18 protein-coding genes and 2 pseudogenes are annotated in these 19,455 nt (G+C 60.7%); 3 read left to right on the top strand and 17 right to left on the bottom strand.

What is annotated here, in order from left to right:
* The first annotated feature begins 37 nt into the window (after nucleotides 1–37).
* Nucleotides 38–520 carry a hypothetical protein gene (locus ACVDG8_RS38110; RefSeq protein ID WP_447250543.1) on the top strand — a complete coding sequence of 161 codons (483 nt, stop codon included), beginning with the start codon at nucleotides 38–40 and terminating at the stop codon, nucleotides 518–520.
* A gap of 41 nt (nucleotides 521–561) precedes the next feature.
* Here ACVDG8_RS38110 and ACVDG8_RS38105 read toward each other — a convergent pair whose 3' ends face one another.
* The 15 genes and pseudogenes from ACVDG8_RS38105 to ACVDG8_RS38035 form a co-directional block, all read right to left on the bottom strand.
* The gene (locus tag ACVDG8_RS38105) at nucleotides 562–984 is read right to left on the bottom strand and encodes a hypothetical protein (RefSeq protein WP_447250542.1); all 423 of its coding nucleotides are present in this window, start codon (nucleotides 982–984) and stop codon (nucleotides 562–564) included.
* Nucleotides 985–1,277: 293 nt separating this feature from the next.
* Nucleotides 1,278–1,658 (bottom strand): hypothetical protein, encoded by a 381-nt coding sequence (locus ACVDG8_RS38100; protein ID WP_455707953.1) that lies wholly within the window; start codon nucleotides 1,656–1,658, stop codon nucleotides 1,278–1,280.
* Nucleotides 1,659–1,759: 101 nt separating this feature from the next.
* Nucleotides 1,760–2,143, bottom strand: coding sequence for a hypothetical protein (locus ACVDG8_RS38095; RefSeq protein WP_447250540.1), 384 nt, complete (start codon nucleotides 2,141–2,143; stop codon nucleotides 1,760–1,762).
* On the bottom strand, nucleotides 2,107–2,535 hold the full coding sequence (locus ACVDG8_RS38090) for a hypothetical protein (RefSeq protein WP_447250539.1): 429 nt from the start codon (nucleotides 2,533–2,535) through the stop codon (nucleotides 2,107–2,109). The genes ACVDG8_RS38095 and ACVDG8_RS38090 overlap by 37 nt, the downstream gene beginning before the upstream one ends.
* 68 nt (nucleotides 2,536–2,603) lie before the next feature.
* Nucleotides 2,604–2,960 (bottom strand): hypothetical protein, encoded by a 357-nt coding sequence (locus ACVDG8_RS38085; protein ID WP_447250538.1) that lies wholly within the window; start codon nucleotides 2,958–2,960, stop codon nucleotides 2,604–2,606.
* A 59-nt stretch (nucleotides 2,961–3,019) separates the two neighbouring features.
* Nucleotides 3,020–3,649 (bottom strand): DUF1419 domain-containing protein, encoded by a 630-nt coding sequence (locus tag ACVDG8_RS38080; RefSeq protein WP_447250537.1) that lies wholly within the window; start codon nucleotides 3,647–3,649, stop codon nucleotides 3,020–3,022.
* An 84-nt stretch (nucleotides 3,650–3,733) separates the two neighbouring features.
* The gene (locus ACVDG8_RS38075) at nucleotides 3,734–4,150 is read right to left on the bottom strand and encodes a hypothetical protein (protein WP_447250536.1); all 417 of its coding nucleotides are present in this window, start codon (nucleotides 4,148–4,150) and stop codon (nucleotides 3,734–3,736) included.
* 55 nt (nucleotides 4,151–4,205) lie between these two features.
* Nucleotides 4,206–4,682 carry a hypothetical protein gene (locus ACVDG8_RS38070; protein ID WP_447250535.1) on the bottom strand — a complete coding sequence of 159 codons (477 nt, stop codon included), beginning with the start codon at nucleotides 4,680–4,682 and terminating at the stop codon, nucleotides 4,206–4,208.
* A 75-nt stretch (nucleotides 4,683–4,757) separates the two neighbouring features.
* Entirely contained in the window at nucleotides 4,758–6,902 is a 2,145-nt protein-coding gene (locus tag ACVDG8_RS38065) for a ParB/RepB/Spo0J family partition protein (RefSeq protein WP_447250534.1), read from the bottom strand.
* A gap of 143 nt (nucleotides 6,903–7,045) precedes the next feature.
* A pseudogene (locus tag ACVDG8_RS38060) lies at nucleotides 7,046–7,333 on the bottom strand (alpha/beta fold hydrolase); the annotation flags it as partial.
* 518 nt (nucleotides 7,334–7,851) lie between these two features.
* A complete protein-coding gene (locus ACVDG8_RS38055; RefSeq protein ID WP_447250533.1) occupies nucleotides 7,852–10,905 on the bottom strand; it encodes an AAA family ATPase in 3,054 nt (1,017 codons plus the stop codon).
* 5 nt (nucleotides 10,906–10,910) lie between these two features.
* Entirely contained in the window at nucleotides 10,911–12,479 is a 1,569-nt protein-coding gene (locus tag ACVDG8_RS38050; RefSeq protein WP_455707952.1) for a hypothetical protein, read from the bottom strand.
* The gene (locus ACVDG8_RS38045; RefSeq protein ID WP_455707951.1) at nucleotides 12,377–14,014 is read right to left on the bottom strand and encodes an AAA family ATPase; all 1,638 of its coding nucleotides are present in this window, start codon (nucleotides 14,012–14,014) and stop codon (nucleotides 12,377–12,379) included. The genes ACVDG8_RS38050 and ACVDG8_RS38045 overlap by 103 nt, the downstream gene beginning before the upstream one ends.
* 75 nt (nucleotides 14,015–14,089) lie before the next feature.
* Complete coding sequence (locus ACVDG8_RS38040) at nucleotides 14,090–14,878, bottom strand: helix-turn-helix domain-containing protein (protein WP_447250531.1); 789 nt, start codon at nucleotides 14,876–14,878, stop codon at nucleotides 14,090–14,092.
* Nucleotides 14,879–15,247: 369 nt separating this feature from the next.
* Nucleotides 15,248–16,870, bottom strand: coding sequence for a LuxR C-terminal-related transcriptional regulator (locus ACVDG8_RS38035; RefSeq protein WP_455707950.1), 1,623 nt, complete (start codon nucleotides 16,868–16,870; stop codon nucleotides 15,248–15,250).
* Nucleotides 16,871–17,046: 176 nt separating this feature from the next.
* Here ACVDG8_RS38035 and ACVDG8_RS38030 point away from each other — a divergent pair.
* A pseudogene (locus ACVDG8_RS38030) lies at nucleotides 17,047–17,199 on the top strand (ATP-binding protein); the annotation flags it as partial.
* Nucleotides 17,200–17,344: 145 nt separating this feature from the next.
* Complete coding sequence (locus tag ACVDG8_RS38025; RefSeq protein ID WP_447250528.1) at nucleotides 17,345–17,503, top strand: FAD binding domain-containing protein; 159 nt, start codon at nucleotides 17,345–17,347, stop codon at nucleotides 17,501–17,503.
* A 5-nt stretch (nucleotides 17,504–17,508) separates the two neighbouring features.
* On the opposite strand, the gene ACVDG8_RS38020 is transcribed toward ACVDG8_RS38025, so the two are convergent.
* Both ACVDG8_RS38020 and ACVDG8_RS38015 read right to left on the bottom strand, forming a co-directional pair.
* On the bottom strand, nucleotides 17,509–18,333 hold the full coding sequence (locus ACVDG8_RS38020) for an alpha/beta fold hydrolase (RefSeq protein WP_447250527.1): 825 nt from the start codon (nucleotides 18,331–18,333) through the stop codon (nucleotides 17,509–17,511).
* A gap of 149 nt (nucleotides 18,334–18,482) precedes the next feature.
* Nucleotides 18,483–18,959 carry a hypothetical protein gene (locus tag ACVDG8_RS38015; protein ID WP_447250526.1) on the bottom strand — a complete coding sequence of 159 codons (477 nt, stop codon included), beginning with the start codon at nucleotides 18,957–18,959 and terminating at the stop codon, nucleotides 18,483–18,485.
* Nucleotides 18,960–19,455 lie beyond the last annotated feature (496 nt).

The following is a 19,455-nucleotide window of genomic DNA, read 5'->3' as shown; positions in this document are numbered from 1 at the left end:
AGGTCGCGGCGACGGCGGGATTGGTGGACCGCTGCTCGTGACCGAAGTAAATGACGACCGGATCCTGCAATGGGATCGATTCTCACCAGGGAACGCGACTATGAAACGACCCACGCGACCGTTTGTCGTGGAAGTGAAGAAGAGGCGCGGCAGTCCTGCAAAACCGCGATCGATCTGGGGCGACCTGGACCTTTCCACTGTAGCCGCCGACACTTTGCCCGTTTCCGAGGGGACCCTAGGGCCGGTCGGGAATGATCGCGATCCCGATCCGATCGTCGACGTTGACTGCACGAGCAGCGCCGGCTCCTCAATCGACACCCCATCAGAAGACGGTCATGCGCACGCCATTGCCGACGCAAACCATGCCGAACCGCATCCCGCTGAGGTCGAGACGGAAGGCGTTGACGAGGAGCCTGCACGGTCGCCTCGAAAACGTGTCAGACGTCTCGACGAACCAAATTTGCCTCGTGGGCAGCGTTGGAAACGTCGGCTGCCAAAAGCCCTTCGTCGGGTGATCTGACGGTTTGCTCCGAAAGGATTTCGGTCCTGCATTGGTGCTGATCATGACCCTGGTGGCTCTGTCTGCTCATCGGGATCGCGGCGTTCCTCGATGATCGCTTTTGCCTTCTCAATCGCGACAATTGCCTTCGGCAGCCAGCGCTCGAAGTCGACCCTGGATAAACCCATCGGTTGGGCGACATAGACCAGCTGATCGAACAGCTCCTGGAAGTGGGCGGCCTTGCGCTGGATCGTCTCATGAAACTGCGATGGCACGGTTATTGACTCGGCACGGTAAGCGGCATCCGCACCGGACCAGATGCCTGTGATGTATGTCTCGCCGGCCGTTTCGTAGTCGAATTTCTCGGCGGACCAGTCGTCGTCCTCGACGGCCTGACGACACGCCTCGGCGAGCGTCGCGGCATCGTAGGTACGGTGGCGATACACGGGCAGATGGTAGGTGCTCTCGAGAGTGAAGTTTGGCATTGCCATTCTCCTGCATTGGATGTGCGATGCCCGGCGCTCGCGCCGGATAGAGTTCAAAGCTGATGGTGGGTTTGCGGGTCGGTTGAGGCGACATCGCTTCGTGTCAGCCGCGATCGGAACCCGTCGCGGCGCAACTGGTCGGTCGGGCGACCGAACAGACGTCGAGCGCATTGTCGCCGCCCCGGAGTTGATCGGCCATCGCGCGAAAGCGGGCGCGTTCTTCGGCCCACGCTTTACGCCGAAGCCATCGACGGCGACGAGCGTCGGGTGGCATGCGACGGCAGGATCACGGTTTATGGCGCGCTCCCCTCATCGGCGAAGGTCGTATAGGAATCGACGCCGGCGACCGTCTTGCGCTGTTCGAACCAGGCGTCGAACTCGGCCGGGCGGCGTGCGCGCGTCTGCCGGGCAACTTCCGGCAGTTTGCGCGTTGGAACACCGGCGAGCCGATCGGCGGCGGCTTCGATGGAGGAGAGATTCAGATAGCGCTGGAGATTGGCAGCGAGGCGGCCATTTTTGCGGGAACGTCTCAGGATCACCGTCGCCACCTCGTCGCCGTCATAGTTTTTGAAGCAATTGTCGAAAGCGCGGGTCGGGCTTCGTCCGTAGGCGATGACCTTGGCCGCATAGTTGACGCGGCCGCGGAAGTTCTCCGGATCATTCAGGCGTGACATGTGGCTTCTCCCTGTCTGGGGCCGGGTATGCAGCCCAGAAAATGCAAAAGCCCGGCGAGGTCGGGCACTGAGAGGCGGTTGAAGAAGAGGACAGGCGGCGGTCAGATCCGCTGATTGTTCGAGGACTGGTTGATCATGTCGTCGAGCCAGGCGGCCGCAGACCGTGCCGTCATTTCGGCATCGGTACTATTCTGGGCTTGGGTGAGATTCTCCGCATTGATCGCGTTGCACACCGCAGCGGGAATGGCCAAGATCGCGTTCATCACCTCGTGCGCGGCATCTTTCGAGACGAAGTCGCCGATCGCCGTGGTAGAGCTTCCGTCTACCCCATAGAGGGACCAGAAGGCACGGAACTCCCTGCCGGATTTCTGCGCCCTGGTGAGTTCGCCGATAAACTCATCCTCGGCCCGGTAGGATGTCACCTGACGGTCGCGCTCTATGCAGGGCCTCACCTCGAAATATTCGAAGGCGAGCGTCTCACGCATCGTCGGCGAAAGGTGATCCCGAAATGATGGGCGGATTGTGGAAGGTGGTATCGCCGCCTTCGACACGTTGAGACGGTCCCGCAGTCGCCGCAGATGTCATCGCCACGGTTCCAGTGGTTCGACGGGCAGGCATCTGGCGTATGCACAAGATCAGCGCGTTCGTCGGATTCATCGCCGACCAGATAGTCGACGGTGACCGAACCACGCTGTCGATGATCGGCGATCATATGCTCGACGGATTCCCAGACGATGAAGTTCGAGACGCCGGACTGCTCGCCAAAACTCGATTGTGCGAGATCGGCAACGACAAAGTGACGATCCACCGGACCGGGTTCGGGCGTGTATGCCTCCTCATCGATGATGAAGGCGGCGAAGAAGGCTTTTCTGGCCATGGTGAGTTCCTTTCGAAGAATGGATGGAGCACACACTCGCGGTCGCTGAGCTTTCGGCATCGACGTGCCTATGTGTTCAATATGGTTCTGGATGGCTGGGTGTCGGGCGGTCGGAGGTCGACGACGAAGACTTCGTCCCTATTGGCCTCGAACAGCATCAAAATCCTGTCGCCGACGGCGACGCACTCGTTGATCCAGTGATGATCGGAATCGCGGTATTTTGCAGCGCGATCGGGCGGGACATAGACGATGGTGAAATGCGACAGCGTCTCGCCCGTCGGCGCGGTGTAAAAGTATTCCTTCACCTCGATCACGACGCCGCCGGTGCTGTAAGAGGTCGAGACCCGTGTCGCCGGGCCGCACGAGATCGGCGACGGTTGGGGAGCCCGGCGGCGTGCGTCGGTATCGGCGGCGATCGGGCACACCGAGGTCGGCCGTATAGGTCGAGTGCGCCTCCCAGGTGTGTTTGGCCGTCGGCGACTGCTTATGATGGCTCCGCATCGCTCGCCCCTCCCCTCCTCGACCGTGCATGGATTGCTGGCATGCGATTGTCGATCTCTTCGTCGGAGAGATCCTCCAGCAGCTTGAGGACTGTCCCCTGCGCGCCAGCATTGATCAGGATGGTTCGCTTGCCGTGATGCTCCGGCGGCCAGGCATCCGGGTTTGCCTCGCCGGCGATGCCCTTGAAGTCGGAATGGGTGGCGGACCAGATCGCCTCCAGCTTTTCCTCGCGCGTCATGCTGTCGACGGCGCCCGTCTCGTGGGCGATGATCGCCGCGCGCATGGCGTCCGGACTGCGTTTGTCGGAGAGGTCGCAGAAGCCGTGGAACCATCGTTCGCGGCCACGGATCCTGATGGCGAAAAAGACGCTGGTCACGTAGCCAGCCTTGTATTCGGACATGCCGAACATGCCGGTTCGCTGGAACAGCGGCGGCAGGAGCGCGAGCATGAAGTGGTATTGCTCGCCGGCAATCTCGAAATACTCGCCGGCGTAGGGCGTACCGGAAACTGGATCTATACCCCGAGTGTCTTTGTGCCGGTTGAAGAGCCGGAACATCTGCTCGCGCGTTGCGACGCCGTCGAACACCTTTCGGAACGGGGGATGGGTGGACATGGCTGCTCTCCGGAAATAGCCGGTCGCCCGCCACAGCAGCGCTGCAGCGGGTGGCTGTCGTTGGGTGACGGGATCGTGGGCAGTTCAGGCGGCGCGGCGATCCGCGGAAGGCGCGGCATCGTGTTCGACGCCCGTAATGGCGCGGACCGCTGCGGCGAGCGCCGGGATGTCGTCGAGCATGCCGAGCGCGACGAAGTGGTTGGCCCCGCCGGTATAGTCCTTGCGGCCCTTGCAGGTGCGGATCAGGATGCCGTGGCCCGACGAAAACCCGAACTGACCGACCTGAATGTAGGCGCGCTCATGATGCAGGGTCACTTCGCCCGACACGGCTATTCCCGCTTTGTTGGAGCGAATTTCAAAGCTGCCGTGCGGCAGATCAAGTTCGGCTGCGAGCTTCTTCAGCCTTGAACGCGCTGTCGTGTGAAAACGCCTTTTCTGCTGCTCGTTGTAGGAGCAGCTTGTGTTCCAGTCGAACATGTCGATCTTCATGAAACGGAACATGCCCGGCGATCGATTGCACGACCGCTGTCGTGGGATGGTTTATACGTTGAGGAAGTCAGGCAGCCGTGCGGCCCTCGATGACGTCGGCGCCGACCTCATCGGCGGAGACCTCCTCGAGATAGACCCGGCTGTACGGATTGTTGGCGAGCCAGCGTTCGGCGGCCTCGCGATCGTTGGCGAGATGCAGGAGTTCCGGGCTTTCGCCGATGTCCTGCAGCACGCGGACCATGCCGATCGACGGACGCTCGACGATCTCGAAACGCAGATCGCTCTCGACGGACCAGGTGCGTCGGACAGAGACAACGATGGTGCCGCCTTGGCCGAAATCGCCTTCATGCAAGGTGAAACAGGCTGGCGAGCTATAGGTCGCGCGCGTTCGCGGCGGCTCCTTCTTGACCAGTCGGCCGGTGCCGTTGCGGCTCTCCCAGGCGGTGACCTTTCTGGTGAATCGGGCCGGCGGTTTCGGGGCACCGTCCGAGTAGCGGATAACGCTTCCCAGAGAGGCGCAATCGTAAATTGTATGTGCGGACATGCGTATGTCTCCGTGTGAGAAAACGAAAAAGGGGCCCGGCGGAGACGCCGGGCCCGGTGGTGAGCGCGAGGCCGATTACTCGGCGGCCTGGAGGTGGTCGGGTTCCTCGCCGGCGTCGGTCACCGGTTCATCGGAGGGCGTGCCGGTATCGTCGGCAAGGAAGGCCGGTAGCTCGGCGGCATCGCCGCCGAGAGCCGTCTCGTCCGTCACGTCGTCGGTGACGGCTTCACCAACCGCGTCGTTGCCATCAAGGCGCAGCGGCTCAGGTAGCCAGTTCGACCCTTCGAGAAGGCGAGCAGCCTCGCGTGCCATCAAGTCCTTCTTCATGTGGTCGATCAGCTGTGCGGAATCCTCGCCGCGTCCCTCGCGCACGGCTTGAACGATCCGGGCCTTGGTGACGCGGCCGAGATAGTTGTCCACCGTGGGCGACCAGCCAGCCTCCACCATGTCGAACTGAAGCGCGGCGGCGAGTGCATCGGAATGGGCAAGGGCACCTGACCGCCTGTTCCAGGGCTCGACGACGGCATTGAGCGAGAGCGACGCGCAGTGCGCGAACAGCGCCTTGCGGCTCGCTTCGTCGAGACCAAGCAGGAACTCCCAGAGATTGTTGCTGTCGGGCATATCCCTGTCCCAGGCCTCGTGGCGATCGGCGATCTCCTTCGCCCAGGGCGTGTCGGCCAGACCCTGGACCTGGCCAAAACTGTTGCTCACCATGTTGATCTCGAGACAGCTGTCCTTGGCGAACCGATAGAACACCTGCAGCACGAGCGCATGGAGAACCGTGACGAAGGCGATGTCGAGGTGGCTTGCCAACGCGTTGCGCAGCGCAAGCGTCTTCTGTGCGGTGAGATCGAAGACGAGGCGATCGGGCAGCGGCTTGATCCCTTCATCCTCGGGCTCTTCGGCCGTGTCGGATGCGCCGTTCACGGACCGGCCGTTGACGACGATGTGGTTGGCGCTGTCATCGTCGGACTGCGACGGGTCGCGATCCCCGCCTTCGGCTTCTTCATCGTCATTCCCCGTCTCGACCCGTGGTTCGTCCTCGGGGCGGACGAAGCCGGCTTCGATCTGCAGTTGGCCGTTGGCGCCGAGCGCGACAAACGCTCCGGCGATGGCCTTTTGCGCCGGAGCATAGACCTGGGGTCGATCGCTGAACGCGTCGAGTTCGGCGCCGAGCTGATCGAGCTTGTCCTCGATCTCCTGGTCGGCGTCCTCCATCTCGGCATATTTGGCATCGAGCGCATCATACTCGGCCTTCACCGCGTCATAGCGGGCGATCTCCTCGGTGCTCAACTCCGCCGGCTCGGCATAAACGCGCCGCATGCCGGAGGTGTGGCCGTACGGGAAGCTGATCGCCGCCTCGACCCACTTCCAGCCGTCGGCACGAACGGTCTCGGCATCTACCTTCAGTCTGTCGAAGACCAGCTGCTCGAGGAGAGCTGCATCCTGGAACCAGCCACCGGAATCCTGCTCGAACAGGTCGCGCAGTATGACGCCGCCGGCGGCCTCATAGGCCTCGGCGCCGACATAGACCGCCCGGCGATCGTCGGCACGCACCGTCGTCTCCGTGAGGAGACGCCTGATGTAATAGGGCTCCTGCATATGCTGGTTGTTATTGATGCGCTCCCAGACCTGCTCCTGGCGGGCATGGTCGTCCGAAATCGAGAACGCCATGATCTGCTCGAGGCAGATTTCGTCGTGTTCGTAGAGTTCGAGAAGTTTTGGCGAAACCGAGGCGAGCCTCAGGCGCTGCTTGACGGTCGCCGCCGAGACGAAGAAGCGCGCGGCGATTTCTTCGTGATCAAGTCCCTGGTCGCTCAGTATCTTGAACGCCCGGAACTGGTCGAGCGGATGAAGATCCTCGCGGTGGAAGTTCTCGGCCAGGGAATCCTCTTCCGCTGATGTCACCGTGCTGCGATTGACGATGCAGGGGATCGGCTCGTTCTTTGCCAGCCGCTTCTGCTTGATGAGCATGCCGAGCGCGAGATAGCGGCGGCCACCGGCGGGCACTTCGAACGTGCCGGTCTCCTCTCCACCTTCGTCGAGCACGGGACGGACGTTCAGGCTTTGGAGCAGCATGCGCCGTCCGATGTCTTCTGCGAGCTGCTCGATGGACACACCGTCCTTCACCCGCCGGACGTTCTTCTGCGACAGCACGAGCTTGTCGTAAGGAATGTTTTCCGATGGGTTCATAGCGATCTTCTGAATGGCCTTTGCCATGGTCAGGTTCTCCATGACGGGCGGCCCGGGGCCTCTCCCCGGACCTCCAAGCCCGTCAGAAACCTCCCCTCCCCCCTTTGCCTCTGACGCTGGCGTCAGCGCAGACGCCCGCGCCAAGCATGTGAGCAGCGCTGGGGACAGCGCAGCTCGCCGCCGCCGGTGGAGTGGCCGACATGGACGGCATTCCTCAGATTGAGATGCTCTGCGACGGCCGAGGCGTCCGCAGCATAGTGATCCTTGTCATGGCCTTGCCGGCCTGCGACGAGCGGCCGTGACCGCGGCGGTCATGGGCGACAGCGCGATAGCCCTGGCCGACGAAGAACAGCATCTGGCCATCCCAGTCGTCCGAGCTGAGCTGCCAGCCGTGATCCGCTGGGCGTCGGGCGGGCCCAGTCCTTGTAGAAGATTTCGGCGCCGTCTCTGGTGGTGATCGTAGCCTTTCGCTGAGGTTGAGGGCATGGGCACGGGCGGGATGCGGCAGCGCGGCAAAGGCGAACGTCGCTGATCCCATCAGGAGGACGTCGCGCCTGCTTAGTCCGACAGGCGGCGCGCCAGGGAGGTCAGTCATGTCCGGCCCTTTCTGCGTCCCTTTTCGGGCACCGCCGTCGTTCCGACATCGACAGAGTTAAGGGAATGGGGGCCAAAGCCGCGTGAGGGGGAAATGACATCATTCCGGGGCACAGCAAAACGGACGAACGGCTGAACCGCCGAATGTGGTGGCCAAGATCGGCGTGCTGATCTACAAGCTTCCATGGCCTTTACGAAAGCCGCCACCAGTTGTCATTACTTGTCCGACAACTTCCAGCAGCGCCACCTCTTTTGCCAGACCACGAAGCCGTCATCATCCGATCACTTAATTTCAGCTTCCAGCGCGCGGGCGTTTGGAACTATCCCCGAAACGGGGGACGCCAAGCCGCGCGACAGGTGAGAACCGACGGTAGACCTCCGGTTATGGATTTGTGAGCCCGCGTATCATGGGCTGAGCCGCCCTTAAGGTTTCGCGGCCGCGGTGATTCTCCGGCAGGCTGTGGGCGAGTTGTTGAAGTTCCAAGGCTTGATTTGCCCGAAGTCGCGCGGCGGCAGGCGGGTCCCCGGCGCGGTCCGCAAGATGAGCTCCAACCGCATATAGGCGCCACCGGACGAGGGGCGCGTCGAAACCCTCGATCTCAATCCAAGCTTTGTCCAAATAGGACTGAGCGGCATCGGATCGATCCCGCTCGATCTGAACGCGCGCGCATGCTTCCGCAGCGAAGGCGCGCCAAGTCCGCTCCTGCATCCCGAATGAACGCTCCAGGAAGGCCCCTGAGCAAGCTTCAGCCCCGTCGAGATCACCGACGGCGAGGTGGGCGTCGGTTAGGCCCCATTCGCCGACAAGACGCCAATACCAACTGGTCAGGGTGTTTCGCGCCTCCATATCAGCACGGGCACGCCGCAGGTGATAGAAGGCTTGCTCCGTCTGGTTCAGACCAAGGCAAGCCAAGCCGCGAACGACGGCTTCGACCTTGATCTCGTTGGTCGGGAAGTCGAGGCCATTATCCCTGATCATCGCAACCGCACCATCCAACATCGCCAGAGCCTCGTTATAATTGTGCATCTGCTGGTGCATGAAGGCACGATAGAGTCGGAGCGTCACGCTGCGAACAATGTCGCCGTTTGCTTCTATAGCCGCGCAAGCGGCTTCAGACTTGGAGAGCGCTTCGCCAAATCGTCCGAGGGACATCAGTCCCCACGGGATACCAAGCCGCGAGGTCCAAAGTGGGAATCCCAGATCCACCTCGGGTTCCAGGACATGGTCGGCGAGGATTGCGAGATTACGGGAGACGGTTTCGATTGCTTCCGCGTAGCGGGCCGCCGGAAGCGTGATCAATCCCTCGTCGAACTGGCTGGCTGCGTAGGCCAGCGGAGCGCCCATCGATCCCAACTCGGAGATCGCTCTTTGGAAGCCAAGAGTATCCGGCTCGCTTCCTCCTAGAATCCAGTTGCGCCATCCATGCGCGCTGCAGCGGGCGCGTTCGCGTTGGACAGGATCGGGAATCATGGCGCTGCGGATCAGTGCCTGGCTCATGATCTCAAGAGAGCGATCGCTGTTGACCGTGGCGTTAACATACCCAATCCCAAGCAGGGACCGAACTTCGATGTGGACCAGGCCTTGATGTATCGCCAATTGGTGAACGCGCTCATAGGTGGGCAAGATGCGCTTGTCGAAGGCACCCAGGTACACTCGGGTCAACTCATCCAGCAGAACAATCTCTACGCTCTCGCGCTCGCCCGGCGGCAATTTACGGCTGAGATTGGCCGCCAGTTCGAGCAACGCACCCGCTTCGCGCATGGCGAAACGCTGCATCGCCGTCCGCGCCGCGATCCTCAGATAGTGGATCGCGCGCGGCCAAAGTTGGGCTTGCAGAAAGTGGCGGGCGATGTTTGATGCTGCAAGGGCCAAGTCATCCGTGAAAATTCCTTCGAGTCGGGCCGCGATGGCGGCATGCCGTGAGTTCCTGCGGATAGGCCCCTGGCGGTCGTATGTCGCTTCCTGAAAGAGCGCGTGGCGGAAGACGTATGACTGGGTGAGTTGTCCGTCGGGCATCTCGATAATGTCATCTCGACGGATGAATTGGCCGCGTCGGGCCAAGGCTTCGCAAACCGCCTCAAAGCTTCGCTCATCTAGTGCCGAAGCCACGTGGTGCACACGGGGAGAGAAGGTACCGTCAGAAAGGCTTGCCGCCTCGAGGACATTCTGAGCCTCCAGCGACAGACCATTGATGTCGGACTCGATAAACTGAAGCAGATCTGGTGGCATTTGCGCGCTGAGAGGTTCGAATTCGGCATGGAGTCGCCATCCGCCGCCGTCAAACGACACGAGGTTCCGGTTGAGCAACCGCTCCAACATCGCTCGGAGGAACAGTGGGTTGCCCTCACTGCGCGCAAAGAGGTGGTGGGTTAGCGCGGCCGGCGCCGCCTGATGAGCCAAGCGATTGAGAAAGGTCGCAACATCCTTTTCTTCCAGGCGGGGCAGTTTGATTTCGCGCGCCAATCGATAGAGTGAGCACCTCTGAGCCAGGGCACCGGCCGCATATCCCGCTTCGTTGGGACTGGGCGACCGCAGGCTAGTCAATATGAGGAGCTGGGTTCGCAGCCTCCGGTTGGCCAACGCCTGAATCAGGTCGAGCGTGGCCTGATCGGCCCAATGAATATCTTCGAAGACGAGGAGGAGGAGCCGATCTCTGCCAAGGATCTCAAGAGCGTTGCACAACTCCCTTGCCATCCGATGCGGGGTCGCGCCGGTGATCTCTTTGTGCAGATCAGCGAGGTTGCCAGGAGCGAGGCTCGGCAATTGCACGAGCCAGGTCGGAGCCATGTTTCGAAGCACCGACGCAAGGTGACCGCGAGCCGACGTGCGGCAAAGACCGCCGAGAATTTCGAGGATCGGATAATAGACATCTGTCTCGCCGGTCCCCGCTGTGCAATTGGCTGTCACGACCGTGGCACCGTCTTGCGACGCGGCAGCGGCGAAGGCTTGTGTCAAGGAACTTTTGCCGATTCCGGCTTCCCCAGATAAGAACACCAACTGCATCTCTCCGGATCGCGCCCGCCGTAGGGCAAGGTCCAATTCCGCGCGCGCCGCGTCACGACCGACTAGGATATCTGGCGAACGGTCGTCCTCCGCACCCTCCGGCGCTTCGGCCTGTACATCGGCAAGGAAGCGATAGCCGCGTCCGCGGACCGTCTCGATATACTGGGGTGATTCCGTGCGGTCTCCGAGAGCCGTTCGCACAGCCAGAATGTGGCCCTTCAGCACCTCGGGTTGGACATGGATCTCCGGCCATAAGGCCGCGAGGAATTCTTCTTGTGAGATGATGCGGCCAGGATGTTCGACTAGGTAGCCTAGAACTTCAAAGGCCTTCGGCCTCATCGAAATTCGCTGTCGCTCCCCCTTCGCGTCGAGAGCATCCAGGTTGTAGCCCGCCCGATCCAGGCGGAAGGATCCGAAGTGGAGCAGTTCCATATAGGTTATAGCCTCGAGGACCGCCTCATCACCGAATGGGCATCGATCCTTGGTGCCGTCTTTCCACTCCGAGACGGCATGGACATGAAAGATCGAGCGCGCGAGAGTTTTTCGACGCAAGGATGATCCGGTGGTAAGGACGAGACAAGCCTGCCGAGTCCCATCGCTGCAGCGGCATTGTGATAGGCTTGCCCCGATCTGTCACCGGTCACCCCCGCAATCCAGGCTTCGACGGCGTGCAGTCGCCAGCGCACCAAGGCGACATCATATCCATCAATGCCGGCCCAACCTTGGGCCAGGAATGCATTGGCCTCAGCGAAGCGATCGCGGGCGAGTGCGACGCGAGCGCAAATCTCAGCCGCAAAGCCTCGCCAGGTCCGTTCTTCGATAGCGCTAACTCGGGTTAGCAAAGCGGTCGCGCAGATTTCCGCATGTTCAAGATCTCCCACGACAAGGTAAGCTTCCGCGAGGCCGGCCTCGCCAACGAGCCACCAATACCAACTAGTGAGGCTACTGCGCGCCTCCATCTCCTTACGGGCGGCCAAGAGATGTACAAACGCTTCGTCGGTTTGACCCAGCCCCAGATGGGCCAGACCGCGAAGGATCAGTTCGATCTTAAGCTCGTTTGCACCGAATTCGAGCCCGTGGTTCTTCACCAATGCAGACGCCTCGTCCACCATCGATAGCGCCGTCTGATAATCGTGCATGCGTTCAAAGGCGAAGGCGTGATAGAGGCGGAGTGTTGCGCTACGGCTGATCTCGCCATCGGCTTCGCAGGCGGCTGCTCCTGCGGCGAACCCGTCAAGCGCATCCCCGAGATGACCGGACGACATCTGCGCCCAAGGAATACCCAACCTAGCCATCCAGAGAGGCAGGCTGAGATCGACCGACGCACGATGGACGTGGTCGATCAGCACCGTCAAACTTCGACGATTGTGATCGATGGCTTCCGCGTAGCGGCTGCCGGCCAACAAGATCACGCTGTAGTCAAGGTCGGCCGACGCCCTTGCCAGACGATTTGCGCTATCCACCACGACGCGATGTGCCGTCAGGAATCCTTCTGCGTCGGGAGTACTCCAGCCTTGTACCCAGCACCGCCAGCTATGGGCGCTGCAACGGATTCGCGACCGCTGGAGGGCATCGCCGATATCGGCGCTCGTTTGGATGGCCTCGCCCATAATCTCGATGCAGCGGTCGCGGCTCGACCAACTCACGACATAACCTAGGCCGAACAGCGCCCGCGCTTCGATCTCGACGAGACCAAGCTCCTGCGCCAACTTTGCCAAGCGATCGAACGCATCCGCAGCGCGGCTGTCGAAGATTCCGAGATAAAGCCGACTTTGCTCATCTAGGAGATCGAGTTCGACCAACTTTTGGTCCGCTCCGGGTAGCCGGCGACTGATCTCAATACCCTGCTGGAGTACAGCCGCTGCCTCGCGCATGGCAAAGCGCTGCTTTGCGGTTCTGGCGGCTATCTGCAAGGCCCGTATCGCCTGCGGCCAGAGCGCGGCGTGGATGTAGTGCTGCGCCAAACTCGGCGCGATACCGGCCAAATCCTCGAAGATCTGCTCCAACCGCTGGGCGATGGCGCCATGACGGGCTGCCCGCTGAGCAACCCCTGACGGTTGTGGGCAACCTCTTGGAAGAGCACGTGTTGGAACACGTAAGTCTGCACCCGACCGCCGTCCGGCATGTCGACCAAGTCACCACGGCGAATCAGGTGAGCCTGCCGGGAAAGGTTTTCACAAATGCGCTCAAAGTCCTGCACGCTGACACCAGCGGCAACATGGTGGATACACGGAGAGAATTGGCCTTCCGCAAGGGCTCCGACCTCAATCACGGCTTGCGCGTCCTGAGGAAGGGCCTGGATTTCCGCTTCGATAAGCTGCACCAGGTCCGGTGGCGTCTGTTGACTGACCACGTCGAATTGCTGGTGTAGACACCAGCCGTCCTCGGTCCAGTTCGCGATCTTATGCTGGAGCAGCGCATCCAGCGTAGCACGCATGAACAGAGGGTTCCCCTCGCTGCGTTGATGCAAGAGCCGCGTCAATTCGACGGGCGGATTGGGATGCATTTGGCGTGCTACAAAGGCCTCAACGTCCTCAATCGCCAAGCGTTGAAGTTGGATCTCCCGCGCCAGCCGGTAAAGGGATAGCTTCTGTACCATGGCCTCGGCTGCGTAGCCCGCCTCGCTCGTTCCGGAAGTCCGCAGAGTGGCAAAGATCGCCATCCGTGCGCGTAGGCGACGATTGGCGAGTGCTTGGATCAAGTCGATGGTCGCCCGATCAGCCCATTGGATGTCCTCCAACACCAAAATGATCAGCCGATTGCGCGCTAGCGCCTCAATTGCATCGCCCAGTTCCCGGGCGACCCGGTGAGGGGTCACCGCAATCACTTCACTACGCTGTTGGGGTGCCAGACCCGGCAACTGGACCATCCACGTCGGGGCCACCTCAGCAAGGGTAGTCGCCAAACGATTGCGTAGAGGGTCTCGGCTCATCGCCGTGAGAATTTCGAGGATGGGATAGTAGGCGTCGGTCTTGCCGTTGCTTGGCAGACATCGGCTAACGAAGACTGCCGCGCCGGCGGCGGTCGCTGCGGTTATGACGGACTCGGCAAGGGCGGTTTTTCCAATTCCGGCCTCGCCGGTGATAAAGGCAAGCTGGAACTCCCCTGAGCGTGCACGGTGCAACGCGAGTTCCAATTCGGCCCGTGCAGAATCCCGTCCGACCAACAAGGAACACCCATGGGGGGCGGAATCGGAAGAGGATATGATGCGTGTCGTCCTGACATCGGCGATGAACCGGTAACCGCGCCCACGAGCGGTCTCGATGTATTTGGGTTGTATATCGCGGTCGGCAAGTGCGGTGCGAACGGCGAGAATATGACTCTTCAACACCTCAGGTTGAACATAGGTGTCAGGCCACAGCTCTGTAAGGAATTCGTCCTGTGATATGATGCGACCGGCATGTTCTGCCAGATAGCACAAGATATCGAAGCCCTTTGGCCGCAGCGCGATCCGCTCTTCTACTGCGTCGGGACTGCTGCGGAGCAGGCTGCGGGTCGCGCGGTCTAGCCTGAATGTCCCGAACAGAAACACATCCGTCATAGGCCTACCTGTACGTCGCAGACAAGGGGTTCGTCTTTAACGATTCCAAAGGTATTTTGTCTGAAGTCGGCTGTGTTACCTGTGCTCACTCTCAGACAGTGGACGCGGGCTTTTGCCCCTCCGCCATGCCCCGGGACTGACGCCAATGACGCGCGAGAAGGTCCGCGTGAAATGGCTTTGATCGGAAAAGCCGCACGAAACGGCCACTTCGGCCAAGGGCTTGTCGGTCAATTCGAGCAAGCTCTTGCTAAGCTCGATGCGCCTAAAAGTCAGCCAGCGATAGGGCGACACTCCAGTTGTCTGTTTGAAGGACCGGGCAAAATAAGCGGCCGAGAGGCCACACGCCTCCGCGACGTCCGCTAATGCGACGTCGCTTTCAAGATTCGAGATCAAGTAGTCTTTCGCCGTTCTTTCCTGCTTGTGCGACATGGGGCCAAGTCGGGACGGCGATGCGGCTTGTCGCCCATACCTGTTCAATAGATACGACGACATAGCCAATACAGCGTGATCGACGAAGAACCTGTCATTAATTCCAGGATTCTGGAACGCCGGCGCCAGTGCTGACCCGAGGTGATAGAGCGTCTCATCACACTCTGTGTACTCAACATGGTCCGAAACTAGATCTCTGCCGCTTATGGAGGCGGACTTTACTTCGTCCAGATAGTCCCTGGACATGACCAAATTCAGGGTGAATAGAGGCCGCTTGGGTGCAGAGTAGATGTTTCGCAAGTCATGGATGCCGAATGCGCCTCGGGACGTGGCCGGGCACTCCAGCTGCCGTCCGTTACGCTTCAACGGAAAAGGCATCATGTCTTGCAGGACAAGGACGACCAGAAAACCATCAAACTCCGGGTGGGGCGCCATTTCAGTCTCATCTCGACCATCTGTCCTATAGAGAGCCGCGACACTGCGCGTATCGTTCGGATTCCCAAATTTAATGTGACGCAGATCATCGCTCTGGCCAGGATTGACTAACAGTCCCCTCTGCGTGCTCATCCGCGCCCACCATGGGGGAAACACGGATGTTTCTTCCACTTCACACGCAGATGTCCCTCAAAAGTCGATTTTGCCCTCATTGTTTCCTGCCTAGTGCTTAGCGGGTCCGTGAACGCCGAGCGGCCTCGCAAGGATGTCTGCGCCGTCGGTGTTGTCACCAATAAGTCCATCTTGATTACCACATCCGCCGGACGGTGCACCCGGCAATGTTGGGCGCCTCCACTGTGAGAGGGCCCTTTAGAGCATTCCTAATCGCTTGGCCTTCGTAACCGCTTGCGCGCGCCGCTCGACGCCGAGCTTGAGAAATATGTTTTTGAGATGGGTCTTGATGGTCTCCGGGGCCACGCCCTGTCTCTGAGCGATGAGCTTGTTGGTATATCCTTCGCCTATCATTCGCAGAACGTCCCGCTCGCGATCGGTCAAGCGACCGCCGCCCATGCCCGTGCGACGGCGAGGAGATGCGGCCTGCTTCCCGGCGGCGCTTCCGATATCCTCCATGAGGCAGATCGAGAATGCGAGCAGGGCCGGGTCAAGACATTGGTTCTGGACGAGATGACCGATCATCGTACCAAGCGGGGGGCCGGCATCTATCAGGAGTTGGCGCAGTCCCGTTGCCTCAGTGGTCTGTAGCACCTCGACAAGGTGGTCAAGCGCCGCATTCTCTTCCCCAACGGTCCACAACACCTGGCACTGCGCGAGCTTCAGCCAGCGCAAGGCCTGCGGATCGCGCCCGAGCCAGGCATTGTGCTGAAGGTGGGCAAGAGCTGCATGTGGTGGCGGGCCGATTTTAAACTTCAGGAAGGCGGAAACCTGCGCCCTGAAGCTGTAGCATGCGATCTCCGAACGCGCGCATCGCACTTTCGGCTTGTAGCGCTTGGACAGGTTAGCAAGTTGCTCGAGCCACGCGCGAGCATGGCGCTCGCAATCTGGCTCGCATAGTCGAACCCGCTCAGCCAACATGGCGGCCAACAAGCGGGGCCAGTTGCGCTCTTCGGCCAAGGCGCAGGCTTCGTCGAGGGTTGCCAAGGCTGTTGCGTAGTCGCCAGCATGGACCGCGGCTCCCACCAGGACAATATAGGCCTCGCAGACACAATCGAGGCTACCGGCGCTGTGTAAACGTGCCAGCCACGGCCTGACAAGTTGCTCCGCTTCGCGCACCAAACCTTGCGAATAGAGAATGCGGCCGAGAATTCCGGCGGGCAAGACGCCCGTTGGAGCTGTTTGAGCGGCGTAGCGAAAGGCGCAGCGCGCCAAGCGTTCTGCCGTTGCTACCCGCAGTTGGCTGAATTCGATAGCGGCCGCCAAGGTCAGGTCGAGGACATCGACCAAGATGTCGGTGGGAGAGCCTTCCTGCTGATTGCCGGCGGCCTGCAGGGCAACCTGAGTTGCTGCGTCTCCAGCCAGCGGCAAAGCCCCTGCTTTCCAGGCACAGAATCGCAGCACGAGGCGTGACAACCGTGCAAAGGAGTCGCTCGCCTGGGATCGCAGCGCTTGTTCGGCTGCCGCCGCAGCACTAATTGTGTCGTCGTCGAGCGTCAGTGTCACGGCGTTAACGGCGTAAAGATCGCCCCATGCCATCGTGGTCGCACCAGCGTGATCGGAGATGAGCTCAACCTCAATCGCTTCACAAATTCCGCTAGCCGTCATCGGCTTCCTGCCGCGGATGTTCCGCCATAGCTGGCGCAAACTGGCGGGCGACAAGGATGATGTTTCGGTAAGGAACAATGATTGCTGGATCGGCAGAGCTGTCGGGTCGAGATCGGCTGGGACCAAACCCGAGCGGTGGCCGGTATTGTCCTCCCACCCATAACCGTCAGCGAAAATGCGCCGTGGAGAAATACCTATTGCTGTCGCCGTCATGTTCTCACCTCTGCACACCGATGAGATTTGACGTTAGCTTCCGCACGACCCGTTTAGGTGAACGCCGGGTTTTCGTTTGGTAGTGTTTTGGTGCTCGCCGGATTTAGGACGCAGAGAAAACGTCAACCGAGCCGTTAAACCAGTCCTTAACGTAGCCTTCGACTCTTCCCCGATTCTTGGCGGTAGGCGAGCTCACCGAACAGGGAGCGCCTGCATTTGAAGCCGCTATTCCGATCCTGCCGGAACTGCTGAAGGCCGAAACGGCGGAACGCGAGGTCAGATCGACAGCCTGCCAGCTGAAGACGGCACGCTTTCCAGCCCAGGTCGATCATGATGCGCGTTCGGTCTAAGCTCAGGCGTGAGTACTCGCCCGGAATGGCAATGTTGTACCTTCAATCTTGGGAGTAGATTGGTCGCTGAACGATTTCAGCTACCGTCGAGGCATATGCCTTCACACATGCCCTGGGCTAGCTCGTGCCCGGTCCGCATGGAGAGACCGCGAGCGGCGAGCGGCGTTCCAACCGGGTCTGGTACCGCCGCCTGGCGGAGGAGCACCTGCGCGATCTCTTCACCGATCTCGCCGGCCATGCCTCTCCGCCATTCGTGCCACTCGTCGAAGTGCTTATCCACTAAGGGCTTCAGGACCGGACGAACTCAAGCAAGTCCGCATTGATCACGTCGGCTTGGGTAGTTGCCATGCCATGTGGAAATCCTGGGTAGGTTTTCAGAGTCGCATTTCTCAGTATCTTTGCCGACAAGAGGCCGGAGGCGGCGATCGGCACGATCTGATCGTCCTCGCCGTGCATGACCAGCGTTGGCTGTTCGATCGCCTTGAGATCCTCGTTGAAGTCAGTTTCCGAAAACGCCTTAATGCAGTCATAGTGGGCCTTGGCCCCGCCCATCATGCCTTGACGCCACCAGTTGTCGATCACCCCCTCCGACACCTCCGCGCCCGGCCGATTGAATCCATAGAACGGACCTGAGGGAACGTCGCGAAAGAACTGGGCTCGATCAGCGGCCAGTGCCGTACGGAAACCGTCGAACACTTCGATCGGCAGGCCCCCCGGATTGGTCACACTCTTGACCATGATCGGCGGGACCGCGCCGATCAGTACCGCCTTCGCAACACGGCCTTTTCCATAGCGCGCGACGTAGCGAGCCACTTCCCCGCCCCCAGTCGAGTGGCCGATATGAATCGCGTCTCGCAGATCAAGCGCCTTGACAAGCTGCGCGACGTCATCGGCATAGGTATCCATGTCGTTGCCCTGCCAAGTCTGGGTCGATCGCCCATGTCCGCGACGATCGTGCGCGATCACGCGATAGCCCTTCGACAGGAAGAACAGCATCTGGGCATCCCAGTCATCACTGCTGAGTGGCCACCCATGATGGAAGACGATGGACGGTCCGGAGCCCCAGTCCTTGTAGAAGATTTCTGTTCCGTCTTTGAGAGTAATGGTCGCCATGGAATTTGCCTCCTTGTTGTTAACCTATGCGGACGGTCTCAGCAGACGCCGATGCTCCGAACGGCGCCCTGACATGGATGGATTTTGCATTTTGTGCGGCCTCCGGCTGAATAGGGTAAGACTCATCAATGATGCCGTTCACGCCCTGGTCAGCTCACCTGGTTGGCTGGTCGCGGCGTCGCGGACGTCCGCGCCACCAACACGTCGAGGCGTTGGTCCATCCAAGCGATGAACTTGCGATGGCCTTCGAATTCGCGCCTGATTTGCTCGCGACCATGACGGATCTTCGGCGCGTTCAAGAACCGATCGATGTCTCGACTCCAGACAGTCCAGATGCTTGTTCTCACGTACCCCTGGTCCCTTAACTCGAAGAGCTCAAAGATCAGATGCAGCGTCTCCATTGCGCCTGCCGGAATTTCCGAATCGTCGGACATGTCCTTGTCCACCGCCCGGGTCGCGAGCAGATCGCTACGCATGGAGCGCCGGATGCTCTGGAGTCGGTCCGAGTAGGCCAAAAAAATCTGGGTGTTGATCTGCCGGGTGTGATTGTGCATCGCTGCGTAAACGGCCGTGGCGCCAACAAACACGCTTCCGGTGGTCAATAGTCGTAGGACAATCTCGAGCAACACGAATTCTCTTCCCATGATCGGCTATGACACCTTCGCTGACCTCCGCACAGACATTGAATCATGCGCCCCGTGCGAACCATCCCCCATAAGGGGGCGATCGATCATTCGGCGGGTGAGACTAGCCTTTCGTGCGCCGGAAGGGCGCTCGAAATTCTCCATCAAGCAAATCGTGAAGGCGAATAGACCCTGGTCGATACGCTCGTCCGGCGACAGTTGCCCGATCGTCGGTGCCAGGAGTGGCCCGGCGTCGACCAAGTGCTGACGCAGCCCGCTCTCCTCCGCCGATCGGAGCACGTCGACGAGGGTAACAGAGGGCCTTGTTCTGCTCGCCCAATGCCCAAACAGATAGGGCTTATGCGAGTTTCGCCGAGGTTAGCGCGTGGAGAGCCAAGCATTGTAACGAAGATGGCGAGCGCTGCATGCGGCGGCTCGCCCACCGGAACTTCAGGAGGCCTGTGAACCTGCGCTCGAAACAGGTGGCAGATAATCTCCG

This window comes from Mesorhizobium sp. ORM8.1 (assembly GCF_053005525.2).
The sequence above is the reverse complement of the archived record's forward strand: the minus strand, read 5'-3'. Positions and strand labels throughout refer to the sequence as shown.